The organism is Cellulomonas timonensis (genome assembly GCF_900046455.1).
Lineage (GTDB): Bacteria > Actinomycetota > Actinomycetes > Actinomycetales > Cellulomonadaceae > Cellulomonas_A > Cellulomonas_A timonensis.
In genome coordinates, this window is record NZ_FCOT01000011.1 from 412,403 (window position 1) to 435,215 (window position 22,813).

General features: G+C 71.4%; 18 protein-coding genes and 1 tRNA gene. 7 read left to right on the forward strand and 12 right to left on the reverse strand.

Translation table 11 applies throughout. The features are described 5' to 3' along the window. Nucleotides 1–5: 5 nt before the first annotated feature. Nucleotides 6–1,127 (reverse strand): FUSC family protein, encoded by a 1,122-nt coding sequence (locus BN3788_RS07445; RefSeq protein WP_066583781.1) that lies wholly within the window; start codon nucleotides 1,125–1,127, stop codon nucleotides 6–8. A gap of 125 nt (nucleotides 1,128–1,252) precedes the next feature. Here BN3788_RS07445 and BN3788_RS07450 point away from each other — a divergent pair, with 125 nt between their 5' ends. Further along, nucleotides 1,253–1,780: a MarR family winged helix-turn-helix transcriptional regulator gene (locus BN3788_RS07450; RefSeq protein ID WP_082812681.1), complete on the forward strand. Its 528-nt coding sequence runs from the start codon at nucleotides 1,253–1,255 to the stop codon at nucleotides 1,778–1,780. 24 nt (nucleotides 1,781–1,804) lie between these two features. Here BN3788_RS07450 and BN3788_RS19470 read toward each other — a convergent pair whose 3' ends face one another. After that, nucleotides 1,805–2,236, reverse strand: coding sequence for a CBU_0592 family membrane protein (locus tag BN3788_RS19470; RefSeq protein WP_187138367.1), 432 nt, complete (start codon nucleotides 2,234–2,236; stop codon nucleotides 1,805–1,807). Nucleotides 2,237–2,482: 246 nt separating this feature from the next. Here BN3788_RS19470 and BN3788_RS07460 point away from each other — a divergent pair, with 246 nt between their 5' ends. The 3 genes from BN3788_RS07460 (at nucleotide 2,483) to BN3788_RS07470 (ending at nucleotide 4,112) form a co-directional block, all read left to right on the forward strand. After that, nucleotides 2,483–3,388 (forward strand): LysR family transcriptional regulator, encoded by a 906-nt coding sequence (locus BN3788_RS07460; RefSeq protein WP_066584398.1) that lies wholly within the window; start codon nucleotides 2,483–2,485, stop codon nucleotides 3,386–3,388. An 80-nt stretch (nucleotides 3,389–3,468) separates the two neighbouring features. Continuing rightward, nucleotides 3,469–3,732: a type II toxin-antitoxin system Phd/YefM family antitoxin gene (locus tag BN3788_RS19970; protein ID WP_066583786.1), complete on the forward strand. Its 264-nt coding sequence runs from the start codon at nucleotides 3,469–3,471 to the stop codon at nucleotides 3,730–3,732. Next, nucleotides 3,729–4,112, forward strand: coding sequence for a PIN domain-containing protein (locus BN3788_RS07470; protein WP_066583787.1), 384 nt, complete (start codon nucleotides 3,729–3,731; stop codon nucleotides 4,110–4,112). Before BN3788_RS19970 ends, BN3788_RS07470 begins: the two co-directional genes overlap by 4 nt. Nucleotides 4,113–4,191: 79 nt before the next feature. Here BN3788_RS07470 and BN3788_RS07475 read toward each other — a convergent pair. The 7 genes from BN3788_RS07475 to BN3788_RS07505 all read right to left on the reverse strand — a co-directional run bounded on the left by BN3788_RS07475 (nucleotide 4,192) and on the right by BN3788_RS07505 (nucleotide 13,749). Next, nucleotides 4,192–4,262 (reverse strand) — tRNA-Gly (locus BN3788_RS07475). A 117-nt stretch (nucleotides 4,263–4,379) separates the two neighbouring features. Next, nucleotides 4,380–5,342 (reverse strand): aldose epimerase family protein, encoded by a 963-nt coding sequence (locus BN3788_RS07480; protein ID WP_066583788.1) that lies wholly within the window; start codon nucleotides 5,340–5,342, stop codon nucleotides 4,380–4,382. Further along, the gene (locus BN3788_RS07485) at nucleotides 5,339–7,738 is read right to left on the reverse strand and encodes a GH36-type glycosyl hydrolase domain-containing protein (RefSeq protein WP_066583796.1); all 2,400 of its coding nucleotides are present in this window, start codon (nucleotides 7,736–7,738) and stop codon (nucleotides 5,339–5,341) included. The genes BN3788_RS07480 and BN3788_RS07485 overlap by 4 nt, the downstream gene beginning before the upstream one ends. A 207-nt stretch (nucleotides 7,739–7,945) precedes the next feature. Further along, nucleotides 7,946–10,381, reverse strand: a complete 2,436-nt coding sequence (locus BN3788_RS07490) for a glycoside hydrolase family 31 protein (RefSeq protein ID WP_066583798.1) — start codon at nucleotides 10,379–10,381, stop codon at nucleotides 7,946–7,948. 91 nt (nucleotides 10,382–10,472) lie between these two features. Then, nucleotides 10,473–11,294 carry a carbohydrate ABC transporter permease gene (locus BN3788_RS07495; protein ID WP_066583805.1) on the reverse strand — a complete coding sequence of 274 codons (822 nt, stop codon included), beginning with the start codon at nucleotides 11,292–11,294 and terminating at the stop codon, nucleotides 10,473–10,475. Beyond that, the gene (locus BN3788_RS07500) at nucleotides 11,294–12,217 is read right to left on the reverse strand and encodes a carbohydrate ABC transporter permease (RefSeq protein WP_066583808.1); all 924 of its coding nucleotides are present in this window, start codon (nucleotides 12,215–12,217) and stop codon (nucleotides 11,294–11,296) included. The genes BN3788_RS07495 and BN3788_RS07500 overlap by 1 nt, the downstream gene beginning before the upstream one ends. 164 nt (nucleotides 12,218–12,381) lie before the next feature. Then, entirely contained in the window at nucleotides 12,382–13,749 is a 1,368-nt protein-coding gene (locus BN3788_RS07505) for an ABC transporter substrate-binding protein (RefSeq protein WP_066583811.1), read from the reverse strand. 175 nt (nucleotides 13,750–13,924) lie between these two features. Between BN3788_RS07505 and BN3788_RS07510 the strand changes: the two genes are divergently transcribed. Next, the gene (locus tag BN3788_RS07510) at nucleotides 13,925–14,953 is read left to right on the forward strand and encodes a LacI family DNA-binding transcriptional regulator (protein ID WP_147525087.1); all 1,029 of its coding nucleotides are present in this window, start codon (nucleotides 13,925–13,927) and stop codon (nucleotides 14,951–14,953) included. A gap of 109 nt (nucleotides 14,954–15,062) precedes the next feature. On the opposite strand, the gene BN3788_RS07515 is transcribed toward BN3788_RS07510, so the two are convergent. Then, nucleotides 15,063–17,564 (reverse strand): GH36-type glycosyl hydrolase domain-containing protein, encoded by a 2,502-nt coding sequence (locus BN3788_RS07515; protein ID WP_066583815.1) that lies wholly within the window; start codon nucleotides 17,562–17,564, stop codon nucleotides 15,063–15,065. A gap of 185 nt (nucleotides 17,565–17,749) precedes the next feature. On the opposite strand from BN3788_RS07515, the gene dcd reads away from it, so the two are divergent. Together dcd and BN3788_RS19245 are read left to right on the forward strand one after the other, a co-directional pair. Further along, nucleotides 17,750–18,325: a dCTP deaminase gene (gene dcd / locus BN3788_RS07520; protein WP_066583817.1), complete on the forward strand. Its 576-nt coding sequence runs from the start codon at nucleotides 17,750–17,752 to the stop codon at nucleotides 18,323–18,325. Between the two features lie 5 nt (nucleotides 18,326–18,330). Then, on the forward strand, nucleotides 18,331–19,458 hold the full coding sequence (locus BN3788_RS19245; protein WP_066583823.1) for a hypothetical protein: 1,128 nt from the start codon (nucleotides 18,331–18,333) through the stop codon (nucleotides 19,456–19,458). Nucleotides 19,459–19,492: 34 nt separating this feature from the next. On the opposite strand, the gene BN3788_RS07530 is transcribed toward BN3788_RS19245, so the two are convergent. Beyond that, nucleotides 19,493–20,287 (reverse strand): hypothetical protein, encoded by a 795-nt coding sequence (locus BN3788_RS07530; protein ID WP_108723799.1) that lies wholly within the window; start codon nucleotides 20,285–20,287, stop codon nucleotides 19,493–19,495. Nucleotides 20,288–20,352: 65 nt separating this feature from the next. Continuing rightward, complete coding sequence (locus tag BN3788_RS07535; RefSeq protein ID WP_066583827.1) at nucleotides 20,353–22,575, reverse strand: (Fe-S)-binding protein; 2,223 nt, start codon at nucleotides 22,573–22,575, stop codon at nucleotides 20,353–20,355. Nucleotides 22,576–22,813 lie beyond the last annotated feature (238 nt).

Below are 22,813 nucleotides of genomic sequence, written 5' to 3' on the forward strand. Positions count from 1 at the left end.
CCGGGTCAGGTGGCCCTCGCCCCCTGCGTCAACGGCGGCGCGGAGGCCGGGGCTGGGGCCGAGGGCTCGGCTCGGGCGGCGACCACCGAGGCGCGATGCTCGGAGGACAGCAGCGCGATCGTGATGCCCACCGCGGCGCCGATGACGGTCTGCACCGCGCGGTCGCGCAGCAACGGCCCGACGTCGACATGCCCCGCGACCGTCGACATGAGCAGTGCCATCGGCGTGATGAAGAGCATGGCGAACCCGTAGTTCCGCCCGACGAACAGCTCGGTGACGACCTGCAGGGCGACGATCAGCGCGATGAGCTCCCACCCGCCGAGGCGCAGGTGCAGCAGCCCTGCCGCCACGACGATGCCGAGCAGCGTGCCGACGACGCGGTGGGCGGCGCGGAGCAGGCGGGTGGGCGTGTCGGGCACGGACAGCGGGACGACGGCGGCGACCATCGCCCACCCGGGATGCCCGATGCCCACCGACGTGGCGAGCGCTCCGGCGACGACGATGGCGCCGCCGTAGCGGAGCGCATGCCGCATCACGGGGGGCTCGCGCAGCTCTGTGAGCCCGCCGACCTGGGCGAGTGCGCGGGGCCGCATGCGGCGGCGTCGGCTGAGCCGGCCGGCCTGGCCGATCGCCGTCGCGAACATCGCCGATGCGGCCGCGACGGCGCACGCGGTCAGGATGTCGCGGCCGGAGCCATGTGTCTCGGCGCATGTCGCCACGGCGAACACCGCGAACAGCGGGCCGACGGGGTGCCACCGGGTGAGGTCGCCGACCACCGACGCCACCGTCGCCATCGCGGCGCATCCGAGGACGAGGACCGCGGCGCGGAGAATCCCGGTGGCGGGGATCGACGCGATGGCGGCGCCGAGGGTGACCGCCGCGACGAGGACCGCCGAGGCGGCGAGCTGGGTGTGCAGGCGGTGCCGGTGGCCGTGCATTCTGCCGTACAGGGAGACGAAGGCCCCGAACGCGGCGTAGACGGCCCAGCCCGCGTGGCCGGTGGCCGTCAGGGTGAAGAGGGGCGCAGCGACGGAGATCCCCGCCCGCACCGCGACCGCGTGGCTGTCGTTATGCGGGCCGAAGCGCACGAGGTCGCGGGGGTGCGGCAGGTGGGTGGCGATGGACACGCGCGGGTGACCTCCCGGAGGGCGACGAGTGGGTGGTGCTCCTCGACGGCGGCGGCGGCGCGCGGAGTGCATCAGGTAGTTTACACGTGAACTAATGCGCCGCCCGGGCGCGGGATCGAGGGGCCATGAGCAGGGAATCGGCGGCGGGGCCGGAGGCGCGGGACGCCGTGGACCGCATGCAGGCCCGCTGGACCGAGCTGCGCCCCGAGCTGGACGTCGCGCCGATGGGCGTGATCGGCCGGCTGCTGCGGCTCGCGCCGATGATCCTCGCCCGATGCGAGGACTGGCTCGCCCCACACGACCTGACCCGCGCGGAGTTCGACGTGGTCTCCGCGCTGTGCCGCAGCGACCGGCCGCTCAGCCCCGGCGACCTCCGTCGGACGCTGCTGTTCACCGGCCCGGCCACCACCAAGCGCCTGCACCGGCTCGAGGCCGGCGGGTGGATCGAGCGCGGCGTGAACCCCGACGACGCCCGCGGCTTCCTCATCTCCCCGACGGCCGAGGGCGCGCGCAGGCTTGCCGAGCTGCTGCCCCGCTACCTGGCGTTCGAGGACTCGCTGCTCGACGCGCTCGACGCGGGGGAGCGCGCCGAGCTGGCCGGGCTGCTGCGCCAGCTGCTGCTCGCCGAGGGGCGCGCGGCCACCGAGCGCTGATCGGCCAGCGGGGCTGATCGGCCGTCAGGCGACGAGGGTGACCGAGCTCGGCGGCAGGTGGGCCAGGTCGTCGGCGGTGAGCTGCGGCGCGGTGGCCGGCACGCGGGGCTCGGAGGCCTGGGTCGGCACCAGGGGCAGGCGCATCGCGGGCTGGTCGCCCGACGTCGCCGCGTCCGGGGTCGAGGCCGGAGCCTGCGTGTCGGCAGCGGGAGCGCGGCGTCCTCGGACGACGGCCGTCAGCGCATGGGCCCCGATCAGGGCCCACGCGATGTTCGAGGCGACCGAGGGCCACACCTGCGAGCGGGCCGCGACCACGCACAGCAACAGGGCACCGATCGTGTTGGCCACCTGGTACCGGGTGGACGAGGCCGACCAGGTCCCCCGCGAGACGAGCCCGTACGCGGCGACGCAGACGAGGGCGCCGATCCAGCCCAGCGAGGTGATGAAGACGTGCACGACCCACTCCAGAGACCACGGTTCTTGAGGGCCGTCGCGGCGGTTTCACGCGGCGGCTCGGGCTCATTCTGTGGCGTGCATCTGGTTCAGCACAAGTGAACTTTGTTCCACCCACTGGTAAGCAGAACTGAACCATATCTGCCTGGTCCAGAGCGCCCCGCGAACGACCCAACGGTTCCTCAAGCGCAGGTGAAGCCGCAGGTGGCCGACGGGCGCACGGTCGCGTGCGGGCCTAGCATTCCCCTCATGTCCACCGACGCGCGCCGCCTCGCGGTCCTGCTCGCCGTGCACCGTGCGGGCGGGGTTCACGCCGCCGCCGACGTGCTGCGCGTGACCCCGTCCGCCGTCTCCCAGCAGATCGCCCGGCTCGAGTCCGAGGAGGGCGTCCAGGTGCTCGACCGCGGGCCGCGCGGCGTCACCCTCACCCCCGCCGGGCGGGTCTTCGCCGAATCCGCAGAACGCATCGAGGCCGAGCTCGTGGAGGCCCGCAAAGCCATCGCGACACTCGCCGGCGAGGTGTCCGGGCGGGTGGTCATCGCCGCGTTCCGCACCGCGATCCGCGCCGTCGTCGGTCCCGCCGCGACAGTCGTCAGCGAGCGCCACCCCGGCGTCGAGCTGATCATCGAGGAGCGCGAGCCCGCCGTGGCGCTCCGTCGGCTCCGTGAGGGCGACGCCGACATCGTGCTGCTCGAGCGTGACGAGGACGCCGACGCCACTGTGCCGCGCGGGGTCCGGGACACCGTCCTGCTCGAGGAGCCGTGGCGGCTCGTCGTCCCCGCCGCCGTCGCCACCCCCACCCAGCTCGACGACCTACGCGACGCCCTGTGGGTGGGGGCCGAGCCGGGCACCGCCGCCGACCGCGCGCTGAACCGCGTCGCCACCCTGCTCGGCGAGCGCGTCCGCACCCGCCACCAGTACTACGACTTCGACGTCGCCCTGTCCCTCGTCGCCGCCGGCCAAGGCGTCGCGATGCTGCCCGCCCTCGCGCTGCAGGGCGAGATCCCGCAGGGGATCAGCGTCGTGACAGTGCCCGGCCTCGGCTCCCGGCGGCTCGTCGCCCGCCACCGCGCCCCCCGGCGCGGGCCCGGGCCCGCCGTCGCCGCCGTCCTCGACGTGCTGCTCGGAACCGCGGGGGCGCTCGAGCTCGCCTGACTAGTTCGAGCTGCCCGCCAGCTTCGGCTGCTGGGGCGCCCACCCGTACGATGTAGCACACAGTGCTACATTCGGAAATCATGGAGACCGTCGGAGTGCGCGAACTCAGGCAGGACGCGTCCGGTGTGCTGCGCCGAGTTGAAGAAGGCGAACGGGTCGTCGTGACCGTTCACGGACGCCCCGTGGCAGACCTCGTCCAGCACGCCGAGACGCGGCCGACCTGGCGTCCGGTCCGTGACCTGGCACCGCTGTTCCCTGGCGTGCAGGACCCTCACTGGGACCAGGACATGACCCTCGTCGACGGTGACATCACGGACCCGTTCGAGCGCGGCGCCGACCGGTGAGGGTGATCCTCGACACGAACATCCTGATCGACGGGCTGGTGCCGACCGACACAGGCGTCGAAGCTGCGATCAGCATGGCAACGCTCGCCGAGCTGCGGTTCGGGGTCCTGATCGCGCGCACTCCCGAGACGCGATCAGCGCGGATGCGGGTCTTGTCGAGCGCGGAGAGCGCCCTGGCGGCGCTACCGATCGACGATGCCGTCGCGTCGAGCTACGCCCTCCTGGCGACGAAGGCCGTCGAGGCGGGCCGGCAGCCACGCGCTCGAGCGTTCGACCTGCTGATCGCGGCGACCGCGCATGCGCACGGCGCCGCGCTGGTCACTCGCAACGTCCGGGACTTCATCGGCCTCGACGATGTCCTCGAGGTCCGCGAGCCGTAGCACCCGGTGGCGCGATATCGGACGCTGCCGCCACTGTCGGGGAGAGCGTCTGGGGCCGCTGACTTGCGGCGATGCTGGGAGCGGGTGACGAGAATCGAACTCGCGCTATCAGCTTGGGAAGCTGAAGTTCTACCACTGAACTACACCCGCGCGACGGCCAGACGGTCGATGTCGGCCACGCGCCGACCAATATACCTGCCCCAGCCGCTGCGCCGTACCCCCGCGACGGATCGCGTCGGCCGGGGGTACGGGCAGGCGGCCCGGGTGTCAGCGCTCGAGCGTGAGGCTGAACGTGCCGGTGCGGGACTCGCCGGGCTCGAGCACGAACACGCCGGTGCCCGGCACACCGTCCTCGAAGAGCCCGAACCCGTCGTTGGCGTTGGTCACGGGCTCCACGGCGAAGTAGGCGCGGCGGCGCGGGACGTACACCACGAGGCTCTCGTAGACGGGGTCCATGTCCAGGCGCACACCGAGCCCGTGGTCGGGGTAGGCGATGCGGGCTGCGGGCTCGCCGTCGCGCTGCGCGGTGAGCACGTCGTCGACGAAGTCGGAGCCCACCACCCGGGCGGCGCGGTAGTCGGCGCGCGGCGGGATCTCGCCCGCGGGCCCGGTGGCCATGCCGGCGACCAGCGGGAACGCGCGGTCGAAGGGCAGCTCGAGCAGCGCGTCGGAGCCGCCTGCCTCTTCCTCGGGGCCGGGCGTCCCGTGCTGCTCGACGGGCCGCAGCCGCCGCTCGAAGTACGGGTGGTGGCCGAACCCGGCGGGGAACGGCTCCGTGTCGACGTTCTCGACGGTGGTGGTCACGGTCAGCCGGTCGCCGTCCAACGCGTAGGCGATGGCGGCGCGGAACTGCCACGGGAAGTTCACGCCGACGAGGCCGCGGCTGTCGAGGGCCAGCTCGACGCGGTCGGGGGTGCGCTCGGCGACCTCCCAGGTGTGGTGGCGGGTGGCGCCGTGGATGGCGGTGCCGTCGGCGCCGTTGTGGGCCAGGGTCCAGGTGCGCCCGCGGAAGCGCAGCTGGCCGTTCCGCACGCGGTTGGACCACGGGACCATCGGGAAGCTGGAGCACAGCTCGGGGTTGCCGTAGGCGGTCGAGCGGGTGGGGCGCAGCAGGTCGAGCCATGCGCCGTCCACCAGGACGCGGCCGTGGGCCAGGGACGCGCCGCTGTGGGGCAGCACGCCCAGGCGCCAGCCGGACGACTCGAGCTCGATGACCGGGGCGCCGCTCATCCGAGCACCACCTCGACGAGCGAGCCATCCTGGAGCAGGTCCGTGGGCGCGATGTCCCCGTCCACTGCTGTGCCGTCCACGCTGAGCATTGCCACTCCTCTGTTCACACTTTCCGGGTTGGTGACCCGGATCGTCACTGATCGTCCTCGGAAGTCCCGTCGCACGGTGAATCCGTCCCAGGCGGCGGGGACGCACGGGTCCACCTTGAGGCCGGTGGGCACCGGTCGGACGCCGAGGATGCGTTGCGTCACGGCCACGTACGTCCAGCTCGCGGCGCCGGTGAGCCATGGGTTGCGGGACTGCCCGAAGCGCGGCGACGACGGGCCGTGCGTGAACTGCGAGTACACATACGGCTCGGTCTGGTGCTGCTCGGCGGTGTCGTTGTGCCGGGCGGGCAGGTAGGCCCGGTAATAGTCGTAGGCACGCTCGCCGTGGCCCAGCATCGCCTCGGCCACCACGGCCCAGGAGTTCGCGTGGCAGAAGATGCCGCCGTTCTCCTTGTGCCCGGGCGGGAAGACGAGCAGGGACAGTCCGACGCCGTCCAGCGGGCGGGTGTGCGGAGGAGCGCAGAGGGCGACGCCATGCTCGGAGGCGAGGTGCTCATGCACCGCGTCCATGGCCTGCCGGGCGCGCCCGGGGCTCGCCGCGCCCGAGATCACGGCCCACACGTTGGGCTCCAGGTAGATGCGGCCCTCGTCGGCGTCCGCGGAGCCGAGGGGGACCCCCACAGCCGAGATGCCGCGCACGTACCACTCGCCGTCCCAGGCGCCCTCGATGGCCTCCAGCAGCAGCGACAGCTGCTCGACGCACCACGCCGCGACGTCGCCCTGGTCGATGAGGGCCGCCAGCTCGCTGACCGCCCGCAGCCCGTTGGCCAGTAGGAACGTGGAGAACATCGACTCGCCCTCGACGCCGAACTGCAGGCAGTCGTTCCAGTCGGCGGCCAGGCCCTGCACCAGCCCGTGGGCGCCCCGGTGGTCCAGCGAGAAGCGCAGCGCCTGCACCAGGTGGCCCAGCACGGTGTCCTCGCCGGCGTCGGCGTAGGGCAGCGTCGTGGACAGGTAGTCGAGGTCGCCCGTCTCGTTGACCAGCGCGGTGACGGACATCGGCAGCCAGAGCGCGTCGTCGCTGCGGTACTCCTCGAGTAGCGGGGCGCGCTCCTTGCCTGGGGTGTGCGTCAGCGGGTGGACCAGCGGCAGGGCGCCGCCCTCGGCGGTCTGGCCGGTGAGCAGCAGGTTCAGGCGCTCTTGCGCGGCGTCGGGGATGGTGTGCACCACCGCGAGGATGTCCTGCGCGGTGTCCCGGAAGCCGAGGCCGTCACGGTCGCCCGCCTCGATCAACGAGACCCCGCGGGACCAGTTGAACGTCATGTGCGTCTGGTAGGCGTGCCACACGTTGACCATCGAGTCGAGCTGCGGGTCGGGCGTGCTGACCTGGAACGGCGCCAGCCGAGCCGCCCACTCCTCGCGCAGCGCCTCGACCTCGGCGGCGATCCGCTCGGGCGTCGCATGCTCCGCGACCAGGTCACGGCCCGGGGGCAGCACGTTGTCCCCGTCGTCCCAGGGCGCGTGGGGGGAGCCGACGCCAAGGGTGAAGACGATCTGCCGGGTCTCGCCGGGGGCCAGCTCGAGGCGGGTGTGCAGGGACGCGCACGCGTTGTCCCCCCACGTCTCGCTGCCCGAGCACTCGCCCTTCTCGACGGCCAATGGCGCCGCGGTGGTGCGGTAGGCGCCCAGGAACGCGTCGCGATCGGTGTCGAAGGACGCGACCTCGGCGCCGCTGAGCGCGAACCAGCACTCGCTGGTGGTGGCGCGCGTCCGGTTGACCCGGTGGATGAACCCGTCGCGGTAACCGGCCCGGACCACGTACTGGCTGTACTGGAGGTTCTCCAGGTCCTGGCGGAAGCCCCAGTCGTTCGCGAGCTCCGCATAGGAGAACGCTGAGATGGAGCGCGGCGCCGCGCCGGTGTTGGTGATCCGCAGCGACCAGTGCTCGAACGCCTGGCCGCGGGGCACGAACATCGTCATCTCGGTGTCGATGCCCGCATAGGACGACTCGAGCACCGAGTAGCCGAGCCCGTGGCGGATCGTCGCGCGGTACGCGTCCGGGCCGTCGAGCGGCTTGCCGACGGGCTGCCACGACGCCGACCAGAAGTCGCCCGTCACGTCATCGCGCAGGTAGACATACCGGCCGGGCTCATCCTGCGGCACCCCGTTGAACCGCATCCGCAGCAGTCGCCCCGCGCCGCCGGACCGGTAGAAGCTGTACCCGCCGGCGTTCTGCGTGACGATGCCGCCGTACAGCCGCGAGCCCAGATAGTTGCTCCACGCCCGTGGGGTGTCGGGCCGGGTGATGACGTACTCGCGCGCGCCATCGTCGAAGTGGCCGTAGCGCATCGTCGCCCTGCCTCGTCGTCGGGTTTCGCGGCGGGCCCAGGGGGATCGGGCCCAGTGCGACGTCGTCGTCCGGGGGCCCGCGATCGTGACACGCCGGGGGTCACACTAGCGCTGATGGATGCGCTCCCACCATCGAACCGACGCCGGCGTGACAGAGCCTCCGGGGAGGAGGCCGTCACGCCGGCGTCAGCGGCGGCATGGAGTCCGTCAGCGGCTCGCGCTCGCGGACACCAGCTCAGCGAGCACGCCGAACAGGTTGCCCGGCAGGTCGAGGCTGTGCAGCGCCGCGAGCAGGGCCGCGCCGCTGGACTGCCGCACGGCCTGGAGCACCGTGGCCTTGAGGTCATAGGCGATCTCGGCGGCGTCGAGCACCGTGAACACGCGGTCCTCGAGGTCGTTGCCCGCCTCCGTCACCCCGGTCAGCTCGAGGGTGGCGCCCGCGCTGAGGTCGAGCGTCCCGAGGTCGACGAGCACGGGCGTGCGGCCCTGCTGTGCGACGACCGAGAGCGCGGTGCGCACGCCGCCCGCGGTGACCGCCGCCTCCGCCACGTCGACCGCGCCGACGAGCTCGAGGCGCAGCGTCCGGGTGGTGAGGACCCCGTCGCCGGTGGGCGGGGCGATAGCCAGGGTCGCATCGGCCATGCGGGAGCCGTCCGCACGCGGCGCCCAGCGCAGGCCGATCACTGTCTCCTGCGTGCTGGCGGGGGCGGCGCTGCCGTCGTCCTCGCGCAGCGCGCACCGGCCGTCGGCGCCCGCGAACACGCGCAGCACCAGCTCCTCGGGGCTGGCCGCAGTGTCTGCCATCGGGTCCGCGGCGAGCGGCAGGATCGCGCCCGCCCGGGCCAGCACGGGGATGTTCTCCAGGGTGCGGTGCAGGTCGAGCCGGCGGCCGCCGTCGTAGCGCAGCCCGTCGAACACGTCGTACCAGGCGCCCGGCGGCAGCCATGCGCCCACCTCGGCGTGGTGGGTGCGGCGGTCGGCGGGCGTGGTCACCGGCGCGACCAGCAGGTCCGGGCCGAACATGTACTGGTTCGGGACGTCATACGCCTCGGGCGACTGCGGGTGGTCGTGGTACATCGGGCGCACCGGGCCCACAGCGCCGGTGTGCGCGTCCCACATCGCCGTGTACAGGTACGGCACGAGCTGGTGGCGCAGCCGCAGGTAGGACGTCATGACCCGGGCGGCCTCGTTGCCGAAGCGCCAGGGCTCCTTGCCGTTGAACGGGCTCATGGACGAGTGCAGGCGGTTGATCGGGGAGAACACCCCGAACTGGAACCAGCGCGTCGCCAGCTCGTTGTCCTTGGTGCCGCCCAGGTGCCCGCCGATGTCGTGGCTCCACCAGAAGTAGCCGGCGTTCGCCGCGGTCGCCGTGAAGTACGGCTGGAACGCGAGCGAGTCCCAGGTGGTGACGGTGTCGCCGGAGAAGCCGACCGGGTAGCGGTGGCTGCCGAGTCCCGCGTACCGCGAGAACGTGAGTGGACGCGCGCCGTCGCGGCCGGAGTCGAGGTAGTGCACGTGGTTGAGCATCCACAGCGGGTCGAGGCCCGGTGTCCGGCTGGCGCCGCCGGACTGCCAGTCGAGCCACCAGAAGTCGACGCCCTCGGCCTCGAGCGGGTGGTGCAGGTGGGTGAGGTACGCGGCGACGAACTCGCGCGAGCTGATGTCGAAGGCGATCTCCGCGCCGACGGCCGGGTCGATGCCGAGCTCACGGGCCATCGCCTCGTAGGCGTCCTCGTGCCGGCGGACGCCGTCTGCCGGATGCACGTTGAGCGACACGCGCAGGTTGCGCTCGTGCAGCTGGTCGAGGAACGCCTGCGGGTCGGGGAACAGCTCGCGGTTCCAGGTGTAGCCCGTCCACCCGCTGCCCAGGCTCGGGTCGATGTCGGTCAGGTGCCAGTCCATGTCCACGACCGAGACCGAGAACGGGATGCCCGCCGCGCGGAACCGGTCCATGAGGCCCAGGTACTCGTCCGCGGTGTACCGGTGGAAGCGGCTCCACCAGTTGCCGAGCGTCCAGCGGGGGATCAACGGGCTGGGACCGGTGAGCCGGAAGAAGTCTGCGAGCGCGGCCTGGTAGTCGAGCCCGTACCCGAAGAAGTACAGGTCCTGCTCGGCGCCCGCGCGGGGCGCGACCCACTCGTCATCGGTCATCACGAGCGTGTTCGAGTCGTCCACGATCGCGAAGCCGTGCAGCGACAGCAGGCCCGGGTCCAGCGGCGTGGGGCCGTCCACGTCGTCGAGCGTCCGGGCGGTGCCGCCCAGGTTCGCCACGCGCCCGTTGGACGGCTGGACCGGGTCGCCGTAGTGCCACGTCGTGTGGTGCGAGCCCTGCGCGCGGCGGCGCATCGTCACCGAGAGGCCCGCCGGGCTGAACGCGCGCTTGTCGTAGCGCAGGTGCAGGTCGGACGTGCGGACCTCGAGCAGGTCGTCGGTCTCGTCGACGGTGAACTCGGGCAGGTCGAGAGCGCGGCACAGCACCAGCTGGGTGCGCTCGTCGGTGAACGAGTCCGTGGCGCTGTGCTCGATCCGCAGCAGCCGGCTGGTCAGCACGGAGATGCGGTAGCCGGGGCCCTGGACAACGGCCTGGGGGTGGGCGTGGGCGCCGGGCGCCGACGGGATAGGGGCGTGCGGGAGGTGCGTCATGACAACTTTCTGGGGGGATCAGAAGGCCGCTCGTGGTGCTGGTGAGCCGTGCGCTGGACGAGGTGGGACGGGGTGTGGGCGAGCGGGTCGCTCAGCCCTTCACCGCGGCGCTCGCGGCGCCGGCGATGAACCGCCGCTGGAAGATCACGTACACCACGATCACCGGGATGATCGAGATCGTCGTGGCGGCGAACAACCCGCCGAAGTCGGTCGCGTACCGGCCGCTGAAGGTGGTCAGGCCCACCGCCAGCACCTGCTTGGACGGGTCGTTGATCATGAGGTACGGCCAGAGGTAGTCCTCCCAGACCCACAGGAACTGGAAGATCGCGAGCGCCGAGATGGCGTTGACGCTCATCGGCATGACGATGCGGTGGAAGATGAAGATCTCCGACGCGCCATCGAGCCGCGCGGCCTCGAGCACCTCGTCCGGGACGGCGCTCATGTTCTGGCGCATCATGAAGATCCCGAAACCGCTGAGGATCGCGGGGATGATCAGCGAGGCGTACGAGCCCTGCAGGCCGACCTCGGTGAACATCGTGTAGCGGGGGATGATCGTCACCGCCCACGGCACCATCATGGTGGAGAGCACGAAGCCGAAAAGGAACCCGCGGCCGCGGAACGTGTACTTCGCCAGCACGAATCCGGCCAGGCAGCTCGTGTAGATCGAGATCGCGGTGATGGTCACCGACAGCACGACGCTGTTGGCCATGAGGCGCGCGAAGTCGAAGTTCTGCTGCATCGAGATGAAGTTGTCGAAAGTCCACTCGCGCGGGAAGAACGTCTGGTCGAGGGAATTGATCTCCGCATTCGACTTGAACGCCGAGAGCACCATCCACACGAACGGGAAGACCGTGAGGAGCCCGACGACGAGCAGGGCGACATTGAGCAGGATGGACTGGGCCTTGGTCTTCATCAGGCGCCCTTTCCGAACAGCTTGCGCCCGCCGGACATCTTGAACGACACGAGCGTGAGCAGTGCGGTCAGGATCAGCAGGACGAAGGCGATCGCGGAGGCGTAGCCGAAGTTGTACTTGACGAACGCCTCCTCGTAGACGAGGTAGGAGATGATCGAGGTCGACGTCCCGGGGCCGCCCTTGGTCAGCACCATGACCTGCACGAACGCCTGCAGGTAGGAGATGATCGAGGTCACCACGACGAAGAGCATCATCGGCCGCAGCAGCGGGAGGACGATGAGGCGGAACCGCTGCCAGGCGCTGGCGCCGTCGACCCCGGCGGCCTCGAGCGCGTCCTCGGGCAGCGAGTACAGGCCGGCGAGGAACAGGATGACGGCGTAGCCGAAGTCCTTCCACACGGTCATCAACATGATCGCGGGAAGGGCGAACTGCGAGTCGAACAGCCAGTTGACGTCGAACCCGAAGATCGAGTTGATGGCCCCGACCTGCGGGTGGTACATCAGCTTCCACACATACGCGACGGCGACCAGCGGGGTGACCGTCGGCATGTAGAAGAGGGTCCGGAAGAACGTCTTGAACCGGGTCATCTTCGACCACACGGCATAGGCGAGGGCGAGGCCGAGCGCCACTCGCAGGGTGATCACCACCACGCCGAAGATCCCGGTGTTGGCGGTCGCCGTCCAGAACCTCGCGTCGCCCAGCAACTGGGTGTAGTTGTCCAGCCCGAGGTAGTTGAACGTCCCGTTCAACGGATTCCACTGGTGGAAGCTGCCGACGAAGGCGATCCCGATGGGGATGACCAGGAGCAGCACGTTCAGCACGACGATGCCGACCACGACGCTCATTCGCAGGGAGCGTTCGCCCTTGTAGACCCGCCGGGCCGGTGTGCGCGCGATGAGCGCCGCGCCACCATGCGCGGTCATCTCAGGGCGTTTCGGAGTGAGCATCTTCATGGGTCCCGTGCGTCGGCCGAGCCTGCTGCGCAGGCGCGCCCGGCTTCCTCTCTGGGTGAGTCGGACGGTGGGGCCCCGGGCTCCTGCCGCCAGCCGGCACGGCCGACGGCAGGAGCCCGGAGCGTGCGCAGCGGCTACTTGGAGCTGTAGCCCGCGTAGAGGTTCTCGACTCCGACGAAGTCGGTCGACGACAGGTCCGTCTCGACGGTCTTCTGCGCGGTGGCCAGAGCCGTCTCAGGGGCGACGCCGTTGTAGAGGATGTCCTGCCACATGGTGTCGATCGACGTCTCGAAGGTCGCCGGGATCGGGCCAGGCCACACGTACTTGGTGATGTCGCCGAGCGCGCTGAGCACGGGGTGCGCGAGCACGTCCGGGTCGTCGGCGAGCGGCTGGTACATCGGGAACACGCTGTAGTGCAGCGACAGGTCCTTCATGAGGTCCGCGTTCGTCAGGTAGAAGCGCAGGAAGTCCTGGGCCACCGCCTTCTGCGCGTCGCTCGCCTTGGCGTTGATGCCCAGGGTCGACTCGCCGTTGTAGCGGTCGTGCGCGTACGGCTCGACGCCGGCCTCGGGGACGGGCGTGCGGAAGGTGCCGTACTCGATCTCGGGGAAGTTCGTGCCGAGCGTCCCGCCGAAGTGGCCCCAGTTGTAGATCATCGCCGTCTGCCCCTGGCCGAAGCTGTCCGCGGCGACGGGCCCGAAGTCCTTCGAGCCGACCTGGTCGACGTCGTAGAAGCCCGTGAAGAGGTTGATCGTGTCGAGCATGGCCTGGTTGTCCAGGTCGGGGGTGGCCTGGTCCGCCGCCATCAGGTGCTGGCCCTGCTGGTAGGGCAGGCCAAGCGAGAACTCCTTGAACTGCGAGTTGAAGTTGAAGCCCGCCTGCGTGAACGAGTTGCCGTCACGGATGGTGAGCTTCTTCGCGACGTCCCGGAACTCGTCCCAGGTCTCGGGGATGTCGGCGTCGGTGAGGCCAGCTGCCTCCCACATCGCCGTGTTGTAGAAGATCAGCCCGGTCATCATGCCGAAGTCGATGTAGTAGACCTTGCCGTCGATGACGTGCGCCTCGACGCCGGCGTAGTCGGCCGCGAGCTCGTCGACCGGGATGTCGTACGGCTCCATGTAGGTGATGAGGTTCTCGTGGTGGCTGTTGTGCACGTTGTACAGCGCCGGGCCGTCGTCGGACTGGAGCTGCAGCGGCAGCTTGGTCCAGTAGTCGTCCCAGGGCTGGTTGACGATCTGGATGTCGACGTTCGGGTGGATCTCCTCGTACGCCTCGGCGAACTGGCCGAACGTCTCGTCGCCGTCCCACATCCACCACTCGAGGTTGATGGGCTCGCCGTCGTTGACGAGCGTGTTCGGGTCGTACTTCACGGTCTCGCCGACGATCGGCAGGCCCTTGTCGGCCACGGTGTCCTTGACGGCCGTCGAGCCGCCGTCGCCGCTGCCGCATGCCGACAGCGCGAGGCAGGCTGTCGCCATCACGGCGACCCAGGTCTTCCTCATTGATCGAACCTCCTTGTTTGATCCACATCCCGGCGACGTTTACCGGTAAACCTTCTGGACCGTACTGCGGTGTCCACGTAGTCGTCAAGCCACCGGCCAGGGCGGCCTGCCAGGCTCCAGGGCTGCAGTAATGTGACCGTCGTCAGGTGTGAACTGGACCTCGGGAGGGTGGTCGGTGACGACGGTCCGGGACATCGCCCGCGAGGCCGGCGTGAGCCCTATGACCGTCTCCAACGTCGTCAACGGGCGTCACAGCAAGGTCTCTCCTGCGACAGTCGACCGGGTGCGCGAGGTCATGGACCGGCTCGGCTACGTGCCCAGCGCCCCCGCCCGCGCGCTGTCGGCCAAGAACTCCAAGCTCGTCGCGCTCGTCTACGGCGGCGAGGACGTGCGACGCCTGCCGCTCAGCAACCCGCATGACTCGGTGATCGTCGGGGAGGTCGAGCGGCACGTCAGCATGTCCGGCCGGTACCTGATGATCCACGCGGCCGAGGACATCGTGACCACCGCCGCGAACCTCCGGACCTGGCACGTGGACGGCGCCATCTTCCTCGGGACCGTGGCCGACGAGGTCGACGAGCTCCGCGAGAGATACGACGTGCCCATGGTCTTCATCGACAACTACAGCTCCTCGCCAGCCGTCAGCAACATCGGCATCGACGACTTCCGCGGTGGCTACCTCGCCGCCCAGCACCTCATCGCGCAGGGGCATGAGCGGCTCTGCTTCGTGGGCCCCCAGATCCGCGTGGGCGGCGTGGTGCACCAGCGGTACGCCGGATGGGCCCAGGCGCTCGACGACGCCGGCCTGCCTGTGCGGCCCGAGCAGGTGATCGCCTGCCATCCCGACTTCGACGAGGGGCGCGACCTCGCCGTGCGGCTCGCAGCCACCGACGACCGGCCGACGGGGATCTTCGCGACCGCCGACATCTTGGCGATCGGCCTGCTGCACGGATTCCGCATCAGCGGGGTGGACGTGCCCGCGGACGTGTCGATCGTCGGCTTCGACGACCTGCCGGAGTCCGCGCGGAGCAACCCCCCGCTCACCACCATCCGCCAGGACGTGCCGGCGAAGGCGCGCGCCGCGGTCGAGGCGCTCGTGGGGCTCATGGAGGACCCGGACGGCGCGGAGGCCCGGCGCGTGACGCTCGGCGTCGAGCTGGTGGCCCGCGACACCGTCGGGCCCCCGCCCGCGCCCACGCGATAGGTGCGACCGGCCGAGGAGCCCCCGACCGACAGAACGCCGCGGGCCGGGCGCCTGAGCGGCATCTGCTGCTCAGGACGCCCGGCCCGCGGCGTCGGGACGGTGTGACGGGTCAGAGCGTGGCGCGCACCTTGACCGTGGCGCCGGCCGGGGCGTACGGCACGACGTTGCCGTCCACCGCGACCCCGTCGACCTCGAGGGCCGCGCGGGCGCCCGGGGCCCCGGAGTTCGTCACGGTGATCTCATACGTGGCGCCCCGCGCGCGGCGCGTGACGGTGTACTCCGGGACGTCCGGGCCGATCTGCGGGTCGACGATCAGGCCGTCGTAGCCCGGTCGCACGCCCAGCAGGTACTGCGAGACGGCCACGAAGTTCCACGCGGCGGTGCCGGTCAGCCACGAGTTCTTGGCCTCGCCGTGCCGCACGGCCTCCTTGCCCGCGATCATCTGCGCGTACACGTACGGCTCGAGCTTGTGCACGTCGGAGATGTCCTCGCGGTACGCCGGCGTGATCCGCTTGTAGTAGTCGAACGCCTGCGCGCCACGGCCCACCACGGTCTCGCCGATGATGACCCACGGGTTGTTGTGGCAGAAGATGCCGCCGTTCTCCTTGTAGCCCGGGGGATACGTGGAGACCTCGCCGAGCTCGATCTGGTAGCTCGTGTACGCGGGGTACTGGAGCACCATGCCGTGGTCGGTGGCGAGCATGTCGTTGACGGCGTCCAGCGCCTTGATCGCGGGGCTGGCCTTGGCCTCGGGCGTGGTCGGGTCCGTGCCCTCGACGCCGATGCCGGCCATGACCGCGAAGCCCTGCGGCTCGATCCAGATCTTGCCCTCGGGCTTCTCGTCGGTGCCGATCTTGTTGCCGTAGAAGTCGTACGCCCGCAGGAACCAGTCGCCGTCCCAGCCGTGGGACAGCACCGCGGCGCGCATCTCCTCGACGGCGGCACGCGCCTCGGCGGCGACGTCGGCCAGGCCACGGCGCTCGGCCAGCTCGGCGTACTCGGCGCCGTAGAGGACGAACTGCGCGGCGATGAACACGGACTCCGCGACGCCGCCGGCCTGGTTCTCCGTCGTCTGGAACGACTCGCCGGGCTCGTTGGAGAAGCAGTTGAGGTTCAGGCAGTCGTTCCAGTCGGCGCGCCCGATGAGCGGCAGGCCGTGCGGGCCCTTGTTGTCGATCGTGAAACGGAACGAGCGGGTCAGGTGCTCGAACAGCGACTCGGCGAGCGACTCGTCGTTGTCGAACGGCACCTGCTCGTCGAGGATCGAGAAGTCGCCCGACTCCTTGATGTACGCGGCCACGCCGGCGATGAGCCACAGCGGGTCGTCGTTGAAGCCGGACCCGATGTCGTTGTTCCCGCGCTTCGTCAGCGGCTGGTACTGGTGGTACGCCGAGCCGTCGGGGAACTGCGTCGCGGCGATGTCGAGGATGCGCTCGCGGGCACGCTCGGGGATGAGGTGCACGAAGCCCAACAGGTCCTGGTTGGAGTCGCGGAAGCCCATCCCGCGCCCGATGCCCGTCTCGAAGTACGACGCCGAGCGGGACATGTTGAACGTGACCATGCACTGGTACTGGTTCCACACGTTGACCATGCGGTCGAGCTTCTCGTCGGTGCTGGACACCGAGTAGCCCGAGAGCAGGCCGGTCCAGTGCGCGCGGAGCGCCTCGAAGGCGGCGTCGGTCTGCTCGGTCGTCGCGAAGCGGGCCAGGAGCGCGTGGGCGCGGGTCTTGTTGACCACCTGGAGCGCGGCGATGCCGGCGGCCTCGTCGGCCGGGGCCCACTTCTCGTCCTGTGGGTTCTCGATGTAGCCGAGCACGAACGTGTGGCTCGCGGACTCGCCCGGCTCGAGGGTGAGGTCGAGGGAGTGCGAGCCGATCGGGTACCAGCCGGACGCGACCGAGTTCGCCGACTTCCCGGCGAGCGGGACGGCGGCGTCGCCCAGGCCGTTGTACGCGCCGACGAACGTGTCGCGGTCGGTGTCGAAGCCGCTGGCCTGCGCGTTCACGCCGTACACGGCGTAGTGGTCGCGGCGCTCGCGGTATTCGGTCTTGTGATAGATCGCCGAGCCGGACGGGCCGTCGAGCTCGACCTCGACCTCGCCGATCGACAGGTTGCGCTGGTAGTTCGTCTGGTCGTCCTGGGCGTTCCACAGGCAGAACTCGACGAACGAGAACAGCGTGAAGCTCTTCGTCACGGCGGAGGTGTTGGTCACTGTGACCTTCTGCACCTCGGCGTTCTCGCCGAGCGGCACGAAGAACAGCGACTCGACGGACAGGCCGCCACGCTCACCGGTGATCGTCGAGTAGCCCAGGCCGTGGCGCGCCTCGAAGTGGTCGAGCTCGGCCTTGACGGGCATCCACGACGGGGTCCACACGTCGCCGCCGTCGTTGATGTAGAAGTACCGGCCGCCCTCGTCCGTGGGGATGTTGTTGTAGCGGTACCGCGTCAGGCGACGCATCTTGGCGTCGCGGTAGAACGAGTACCCGCCGGCCTGGTGGGACAGGAGCGAGAAGAACTGCTCGGAGCCCAGGTAGTTGATCCAGGGGTAAGGCGTGTGTGGCGTCGTGATGACGTACTCGCGGGCTGCGTCGTCGAAGTGGCCGTACCGCATGCGTTATGCCTCTCGCGTGCTCGGAGTGACCGCGCGTCCGGTGTGCTCCCGCGGCTGTGCGGGGTGTGGCCAACGCGGCGCTGGGTGGGCGCGAGAGCGCTCCCACGCGATCTCACGGGCACCACCATAGACCCTCGCCTCACTGGTGGGAACGGTGGGACGCGGGTGACCGTTACGGTGGGCACGTGCTTCTCTCCGACCGTGACATCACCGCCGAACTCGAGTCGGGCCGGGTCGCCCTCGACCCCTATGACGCGACGATGCTCCAGCCGTCCAGCATCGACGTCAGGCTCGACCGGTTCTTCCGACTCTTCGACAACCACAAGTACCCCGTGATCGACCCCGCAGCCGAGCAGCCCGACCTCACGCGGCTCGTCGAGGTCGAGGGTGACGAGCCGTTCGTGCTGCACCCCGGGGAGTTCGTCCTCGGCTCCACCTACGAGTCGGTGACGCTGCCCGACGACATCGCCGCCCGGTTGGAGGGGAAGTCCTCCCTGGGCCGGCTCGGCCTGCTCACGCACTCCACCGCGGGCTTCATCGACCCCGGCTTCTCCGGCCACGTCACCCTCGAGCTGTCGAACGTCGCGACGCTGCCGATCCTGCTGTGGCCCGGCATGAAGATCGGCCAGATGTGCTTCTTCCGGCTGTCGTCGGCCTCCGAGCACCCCTACGGGTCGAGCACGTACGGCTCGCGGTACCAGGGCCAGCGCGGGCCGACGGCGTCGCGCTCCTGGCAGAACTTCCACCGCACGGAGGTCTAGCACCAGTGGTCTGGCCCCCCGTGCTGCCCCGGCTGCCGCTCGACGACCCCGATCTGCGCACCCGCCACCTGCTGGCGCTGCCCGCGGGCATCGGCGCCGACGAGGTCGAGGTGCTCGCGATCAGCAGGTTCCCCGCCGCACGCTGGGAGCAGCTCCCCGGCGTCCAGGACCGCCCCGGCTCCGGCCGTGGCCGATCGGCCGTCCCGGTGGAGCCCGGGGTGCTGCGCGTCTCGCGGCTGTCCACCCTCACCGGCCCGTACGCCGTGGACCAGGCGGAGGCCGTGAGCCTCGGGCTGCCCGCCCAGACCGCCGTCGTGTACGACGCGGCATGCCCGCGCGAGCGGGGCGCGAAACCCTACCCGGGCGGGGACCGCGACGGGCTCAAGCGTGCCTTCCCCGAGGCGATGCCGGTCCGTGAGGAGGAGCGCGTCCTGCTCTGGCTGGTCGCGGCCGCCCGACGGCTGGGCGGCGCCGTGCGCACCGGCGAGCACGGTGTGGTGCTCCACCCCGACGTCGACGGGACGATCGACCTCACGCTCTACAGCAGCCGATGGCTCGAGCCCGACGAGGCGCTGGCCGTGGTGCAGCGGGCGGTCCCGCGCGCCCGGCTCGCGATGGACGGCACGCCCTGGGCCGGTCCCGCCACCGACGCGGGCCGCAGGGCGCTCGCCGGGAACATCGGCACCGGGCTGCCCGAGCCCGGTGGCGCCGGCCTCAGCGCGACCCTTGCGCAGCACGGCGTGGACGACGAGCGCGAACGGGCCCGGCTCACGGCCGAGGCGCTCGCCTACGACGCCGCGATGCTCGCCGACCCACCGCCGCGCGAGGGCTTCGGCGCCATCGTCGACCTGGGCGTCGACGGGCTCGTCGCCGTCGAGGTGGGCGCCGAGGAGGTTCTGCCGCCGCTGCTCCGCGACCTGCCGTGGACCGTCGCGGGAGCCGTCGTGTACCGCGTGCGCTGGGAGCCCGCCGACGTCGACGAGCTCGAGCTCGAACGCCCCTCGTTCGCGCACAAGGTCGCGCGTGGGCGCGCGATCCCGCCCATGCAGGCGATCATGCGGGAGCTGCACGCCGCGGTGGGCGGGGAGATCGCGGACGCGGCCGAGTTCCTGGTCGCCCCCGAGGACCTCTAGACCGCTCGCCGTCGTTCGCGTCGCCGGGCCCGGATCACGGCTCGGCGGGCACGGGCTCCCCTGCGGGCGCGGCGCCCTCGGCCGGATCCGCCGCCGGGGGCGTGCACGTCGGCGGGGGCCCGGCTGCGGCGTCCTCACGGGCGCCGCCTTGCGCCGCGCGGGCGCTCACGGCGGCCTCCCGCGCCGCGCCGTCCGCCGCCGCGCGCTCGCCCTCGGCGGCGCGGGCCTCGACGGCGGCCGCGCGGGCCGACGACTCCCCGGTGGACGCCGACGTGTCGGCGGCATCCTCCCCGCGTGGCGCCGCCGCGCCCTCCTTCGCGCGGACCGCCTGCTCGCGGGCCTTGACCTTCGCCTCACCGGCGGTCAGCGCCGCCTGGCGCTCCTCGGCCTCCTGCCGGCCAGCCGTCAGCGCCTCCTCGCCCGCGCTCACCGCCGCCTCGCGGGCTGTGAGCGCCTCCTCGCGGCCGGCGGACGCCTGCTGCTGGCCCTCGAGCTCGACGACCTTCGCCTGCAGCGTCTCCGCTGCCTCCTCGGTGGCCCGCAGATCTGCCCGGAAGCCCTCGGACGCGCCCACCGCCTCATCGCGCTCATGCGCGAGTTGCTGGACCTGCTCCGCCAGCGCCCGGTACACCGGCGTCCTGGTCACCCGGAGCGTCGCCGCCGACAACCCGGCGAGCAGCCCCACCGCCAGGCCCGCCACCAGGCAGGCGATGAGAATCGGCCGGTCGTACAACGCGCGTCTGCGGGCAGTGCCCCCGTGCGGCCCCGGCGGGGGAGCCGTCCCCCCGGCTCCCGTGTGCTCATGCTGCGTCCGCGCGTCGTCCACCATGGCTGCCCCCAGCCGATCGGGTCTGCCTCCACGGTACGTCGGTGGCAGGCCCGCGCGCGGGGTGGTCAGTCGCGGGGGCGGACCCGGTCGAGCAGGAGCTGGGCGATGTCGACGACCTCGGGCACCCCGATGGGCGGGGTTGAGACGTCGCCGCTCGCGGCGGGCTGGGCGGCGACGCCGTCGGAGAGCATGACGGTGCAGAACGGGCACGCGGTGGCGATCACGTCGGCGCCTGTGGCAACGGCCTCGGCGGCGCGGTTGGTGCTGATGCGCGTGCCGATGGACTCCTCCATCCACATGCGGGCGCCACCGGCGCCGCAGCAGAAGGAGTTCTCCCGGTTGCGGGGCATCTCGGCGAGCTCGACGCCAGGCAGGGCGCCCAGCAGCTCGCGCGGCGGGGAGTAGATCTTGTTGTGGCGGCCCAGGTAGCAGGGGTCGTGGTAGGTGACGCGTTGGCCGTCGGCCGGGGTGCCGGGCTGCGGGTCGGTGGGGGTCAGGCGGCCTTCGGCGACGAGCCGGTTGAGCAGCTCGGTGTGGTGCACCACGTCGTAGCGGCCGCCGAGCTGCGGGTACTCGCGGCTGATGGTGTTGAAGCAGTGGGCGCAGGTGACGACGATGGCCTGCGCGCCGACCTCGTTGAGGGTCTCGACGTTCGCGGAGGCGAGCATCTGGAACAGCACCTCGTTGCCGGCGCGGCGGGCGGGGTCGCCGGTGCAGGACTCGCCATCGCCCAGCACGGCGAACGAGACGCCGGCGGTGTGCAGCAGCTCGGCGACGGCGCGGGTGGTGCGCTTGGCGCGGTCCTCGTAGGCGCCGGCGCAGCCCACCCAGAACAGGTAGTCGACATCCGCTGCGGAGTCGACGTCGGCGCCGACCACTGGCACGTCGAACGGCAGGCCCTTGGCCCAGTCGAGCCGTGCCCGGGCGGGCAGCCCCCACGGGTTGCCCTGCCGCTCGAGCTTGGTGAACGTGCCGCCCAGCTCCTTGGGGAACGCCGACTCCATGAGCACCTGGTAGCGGCGCACGTCCACGATCGCGTCGACGTGCTCGATGTCCACCGGGCACTGCTGGACGCAGGCGCCGCACGTGGTGCAGGCCCACAGCGCGTCCGCGTCGAGCACGCCCGTGCCGATCAGGTCGAGGCCCGCGTGCGCGTCGGCCTCGGCGGTCGCGGTGACGCCGCCCTCGGTGCCCGCGTCGCCCGACGCGCGGGCCGCCCGGAGATACGGGGCGGTGGCGGCGGCGTGGTCCCGGAGCTCGAGGACCACGCGCTTGGGGGAGAGCGGCTTGCCGGTGGCCCACGCGGGGCACTGCTCCTGGCAGCGGCCGCACTCGGTGCAGCTCGCGAAGTCGAGCAGGCCCTTCCAGGTGAAGTCCTCGATGGCGCCCACCCCCAGGCGGGCGTCGTCGGGCAGATCCTCGATGGCGCCCAGGTCCAGCGGCGCGCCGCCCACCTGGATGGGCTGCAACGGGCCGAGTGAGGGGGCGCCGTCGGGGTGGCGGCGCGCGTAGATGTTCACGACGGCGAGGAACCGGTGCCAGGCGACGCCCATGGTGGGCTGGAGGCCGACGACGACGAACCAGGCCATCGACATGAGGATCTTCGCCGTCGCGGTGACGATCACTGCCGTCTCGAGCGTCGCCGTGGGCAGGTCCGCCAGGGCGGCGCCGTACCAGGAGGTGAGCGGGAAGTGCCACGCGCCGGCCAGGTGGGCGGTGGCAGCGTCCTGGGCGAGCAGGGCGTACTCGAGGCCGCGCAGCGTCAGCACGGCCAGCACCACCACCAGCACTGTGGCCTCGACGAAGTACGCCTGCGCCTCGTTCGACCCGAAGAACCGTGAGCGGCGCTGCTCGTCCTCGGGCGCGGAGGCGCGGGGCTGGCGGCGCAGGCGGATGCCGATGAGCGCGAGGATGCCGAGCAGCGACGCCCAGGCGATGCCCTCGGTGAGCCATTCCCACGGCGGCAGGTGCCCGATCAGGGGGAGGGCGTAGCGCTGGTCGACCACCTGCGCGTAGCCAGTCACGAGTGTGAAGAACAGCACAGGGAACGAGACCATCACCGCCCAGTGCGCGGCGCGCACCACCGGGCGGCCTTGGAACCGGTCGTGGCTGAGGGCCTCGTCGAGGACGATGCGCAGCCGAGGGCCCACCGGGCGCCAGCGCTCGGGGGCCGGTCCGCCGATCCGCACGGTGCGGATAATGGCGATCAGGCCCCGCGCGAACACGGCCGTGCCCAGCACGGACGCGAGGACCACGAGGACGAGGCAGGCGGTCTCCAGGGTGGTCACACGGTCACGCTAGCGGGTCGGGCTGGAGCCGCGGGACTGACGCCCGACAGTGCCCGCGGCGTCGCCGTCAGCGCGCGTTCGGGCCGGTCGGGCGGCTGATCACGAGACCGGGGCACCCATCCTCGGTTGGTAGGCTCCACATCAATCCAGTCACGCACCGTGGTCGGCGCAATGTCGTTGCGCGTGCTTGTTGCCTGCACCAACCACAAGTCCAGACGCTTGCCGTGCCCTCTCGAGG

Excerpts from the sequence above, each read along its gene's own strand:
- BN3788_RS07450 (WP_082812681.1), top strand. The coding sequence starts at position 1,253 with ATGAGCAGGGAATCGGCGGCGGGGCCGGAGGCGCGGGACGCCGTGGAC.
- BN3788_RS07460 (WP_066584398.1), top strand. The coding sequence starts at position 2,483 with ATGTCCACCGACGCGCGCCGCCTCGCGGTCCTGCTCGCCGTGCACCGT.
- BN3788_RS19970 (WP_066583786.1), top strand. The coding sequence starts at position 3,469 with ATGGAGACCGTCGGAGTGCGCGAACTCAGGCAGGACGCGTCCGGTGTG.
- BN3788_RS07480 (WP_066583788.1), bottom strand. The coding sequence starts at position 5,342 with ATGAGCGGCGCCCCGGTCATCGAGCTCGAGTCGTCCGGCTGGCGCCTG.
- BN3788_RS07485 (WP_066583796.1), bottom strand. The coding sequence starts at position 7,738 with ATGCGCTACGGCCACTTCGACGATGGCGCGCGCGAGTACGTCATCACC.
- BN3788_RS07490 (WP_066583798.1), bottom strand. The coding sequence starts at position 10,381 with ATGACGCACCTCCCGCACGCCCCTATCCCGTCGGCGCCCGGCGCCCAC.
- BN3788_RS07495 (WP_066583805.1), bottom strand. The coding sequence starts at position 11,294 with ATGAAGACCAAGGCCCAGTCCATCCTGCTCAATGTCGCCCTGCTCGTC.
- BN3788_RS07500 (WP_066583808.1), bottom strand. The coding sequence starts at position 12,217 with ATGACCGCGCATGGTGGCGCGGCGCTCATCGCGCGCACACCGGCCCGG.
- BN3788_RS07505 (WP_066583811.1), bottom strand. The coding sequence starts at position 13,749 with ATGAGGAAGACCTGGGTCGCCGTGATGGCGACAGCCTGCCTCGCGCTG.
- BN3788_RS07515 (WP_066583815.1), bottom strand. The coding sequence starts at position 17,564 with ATGCGGTACGGCCACTTCGACGACGCAGCCCGCGAGTACGTCATCACG.
- BN3788_RS07530 (WP_108723799.1), bottom strand. The coding sequence starts at position 20,287 with ATGGTGGACGACGCGCGGACGCAGCATGAGCACACGGGAGCCGGGGGG.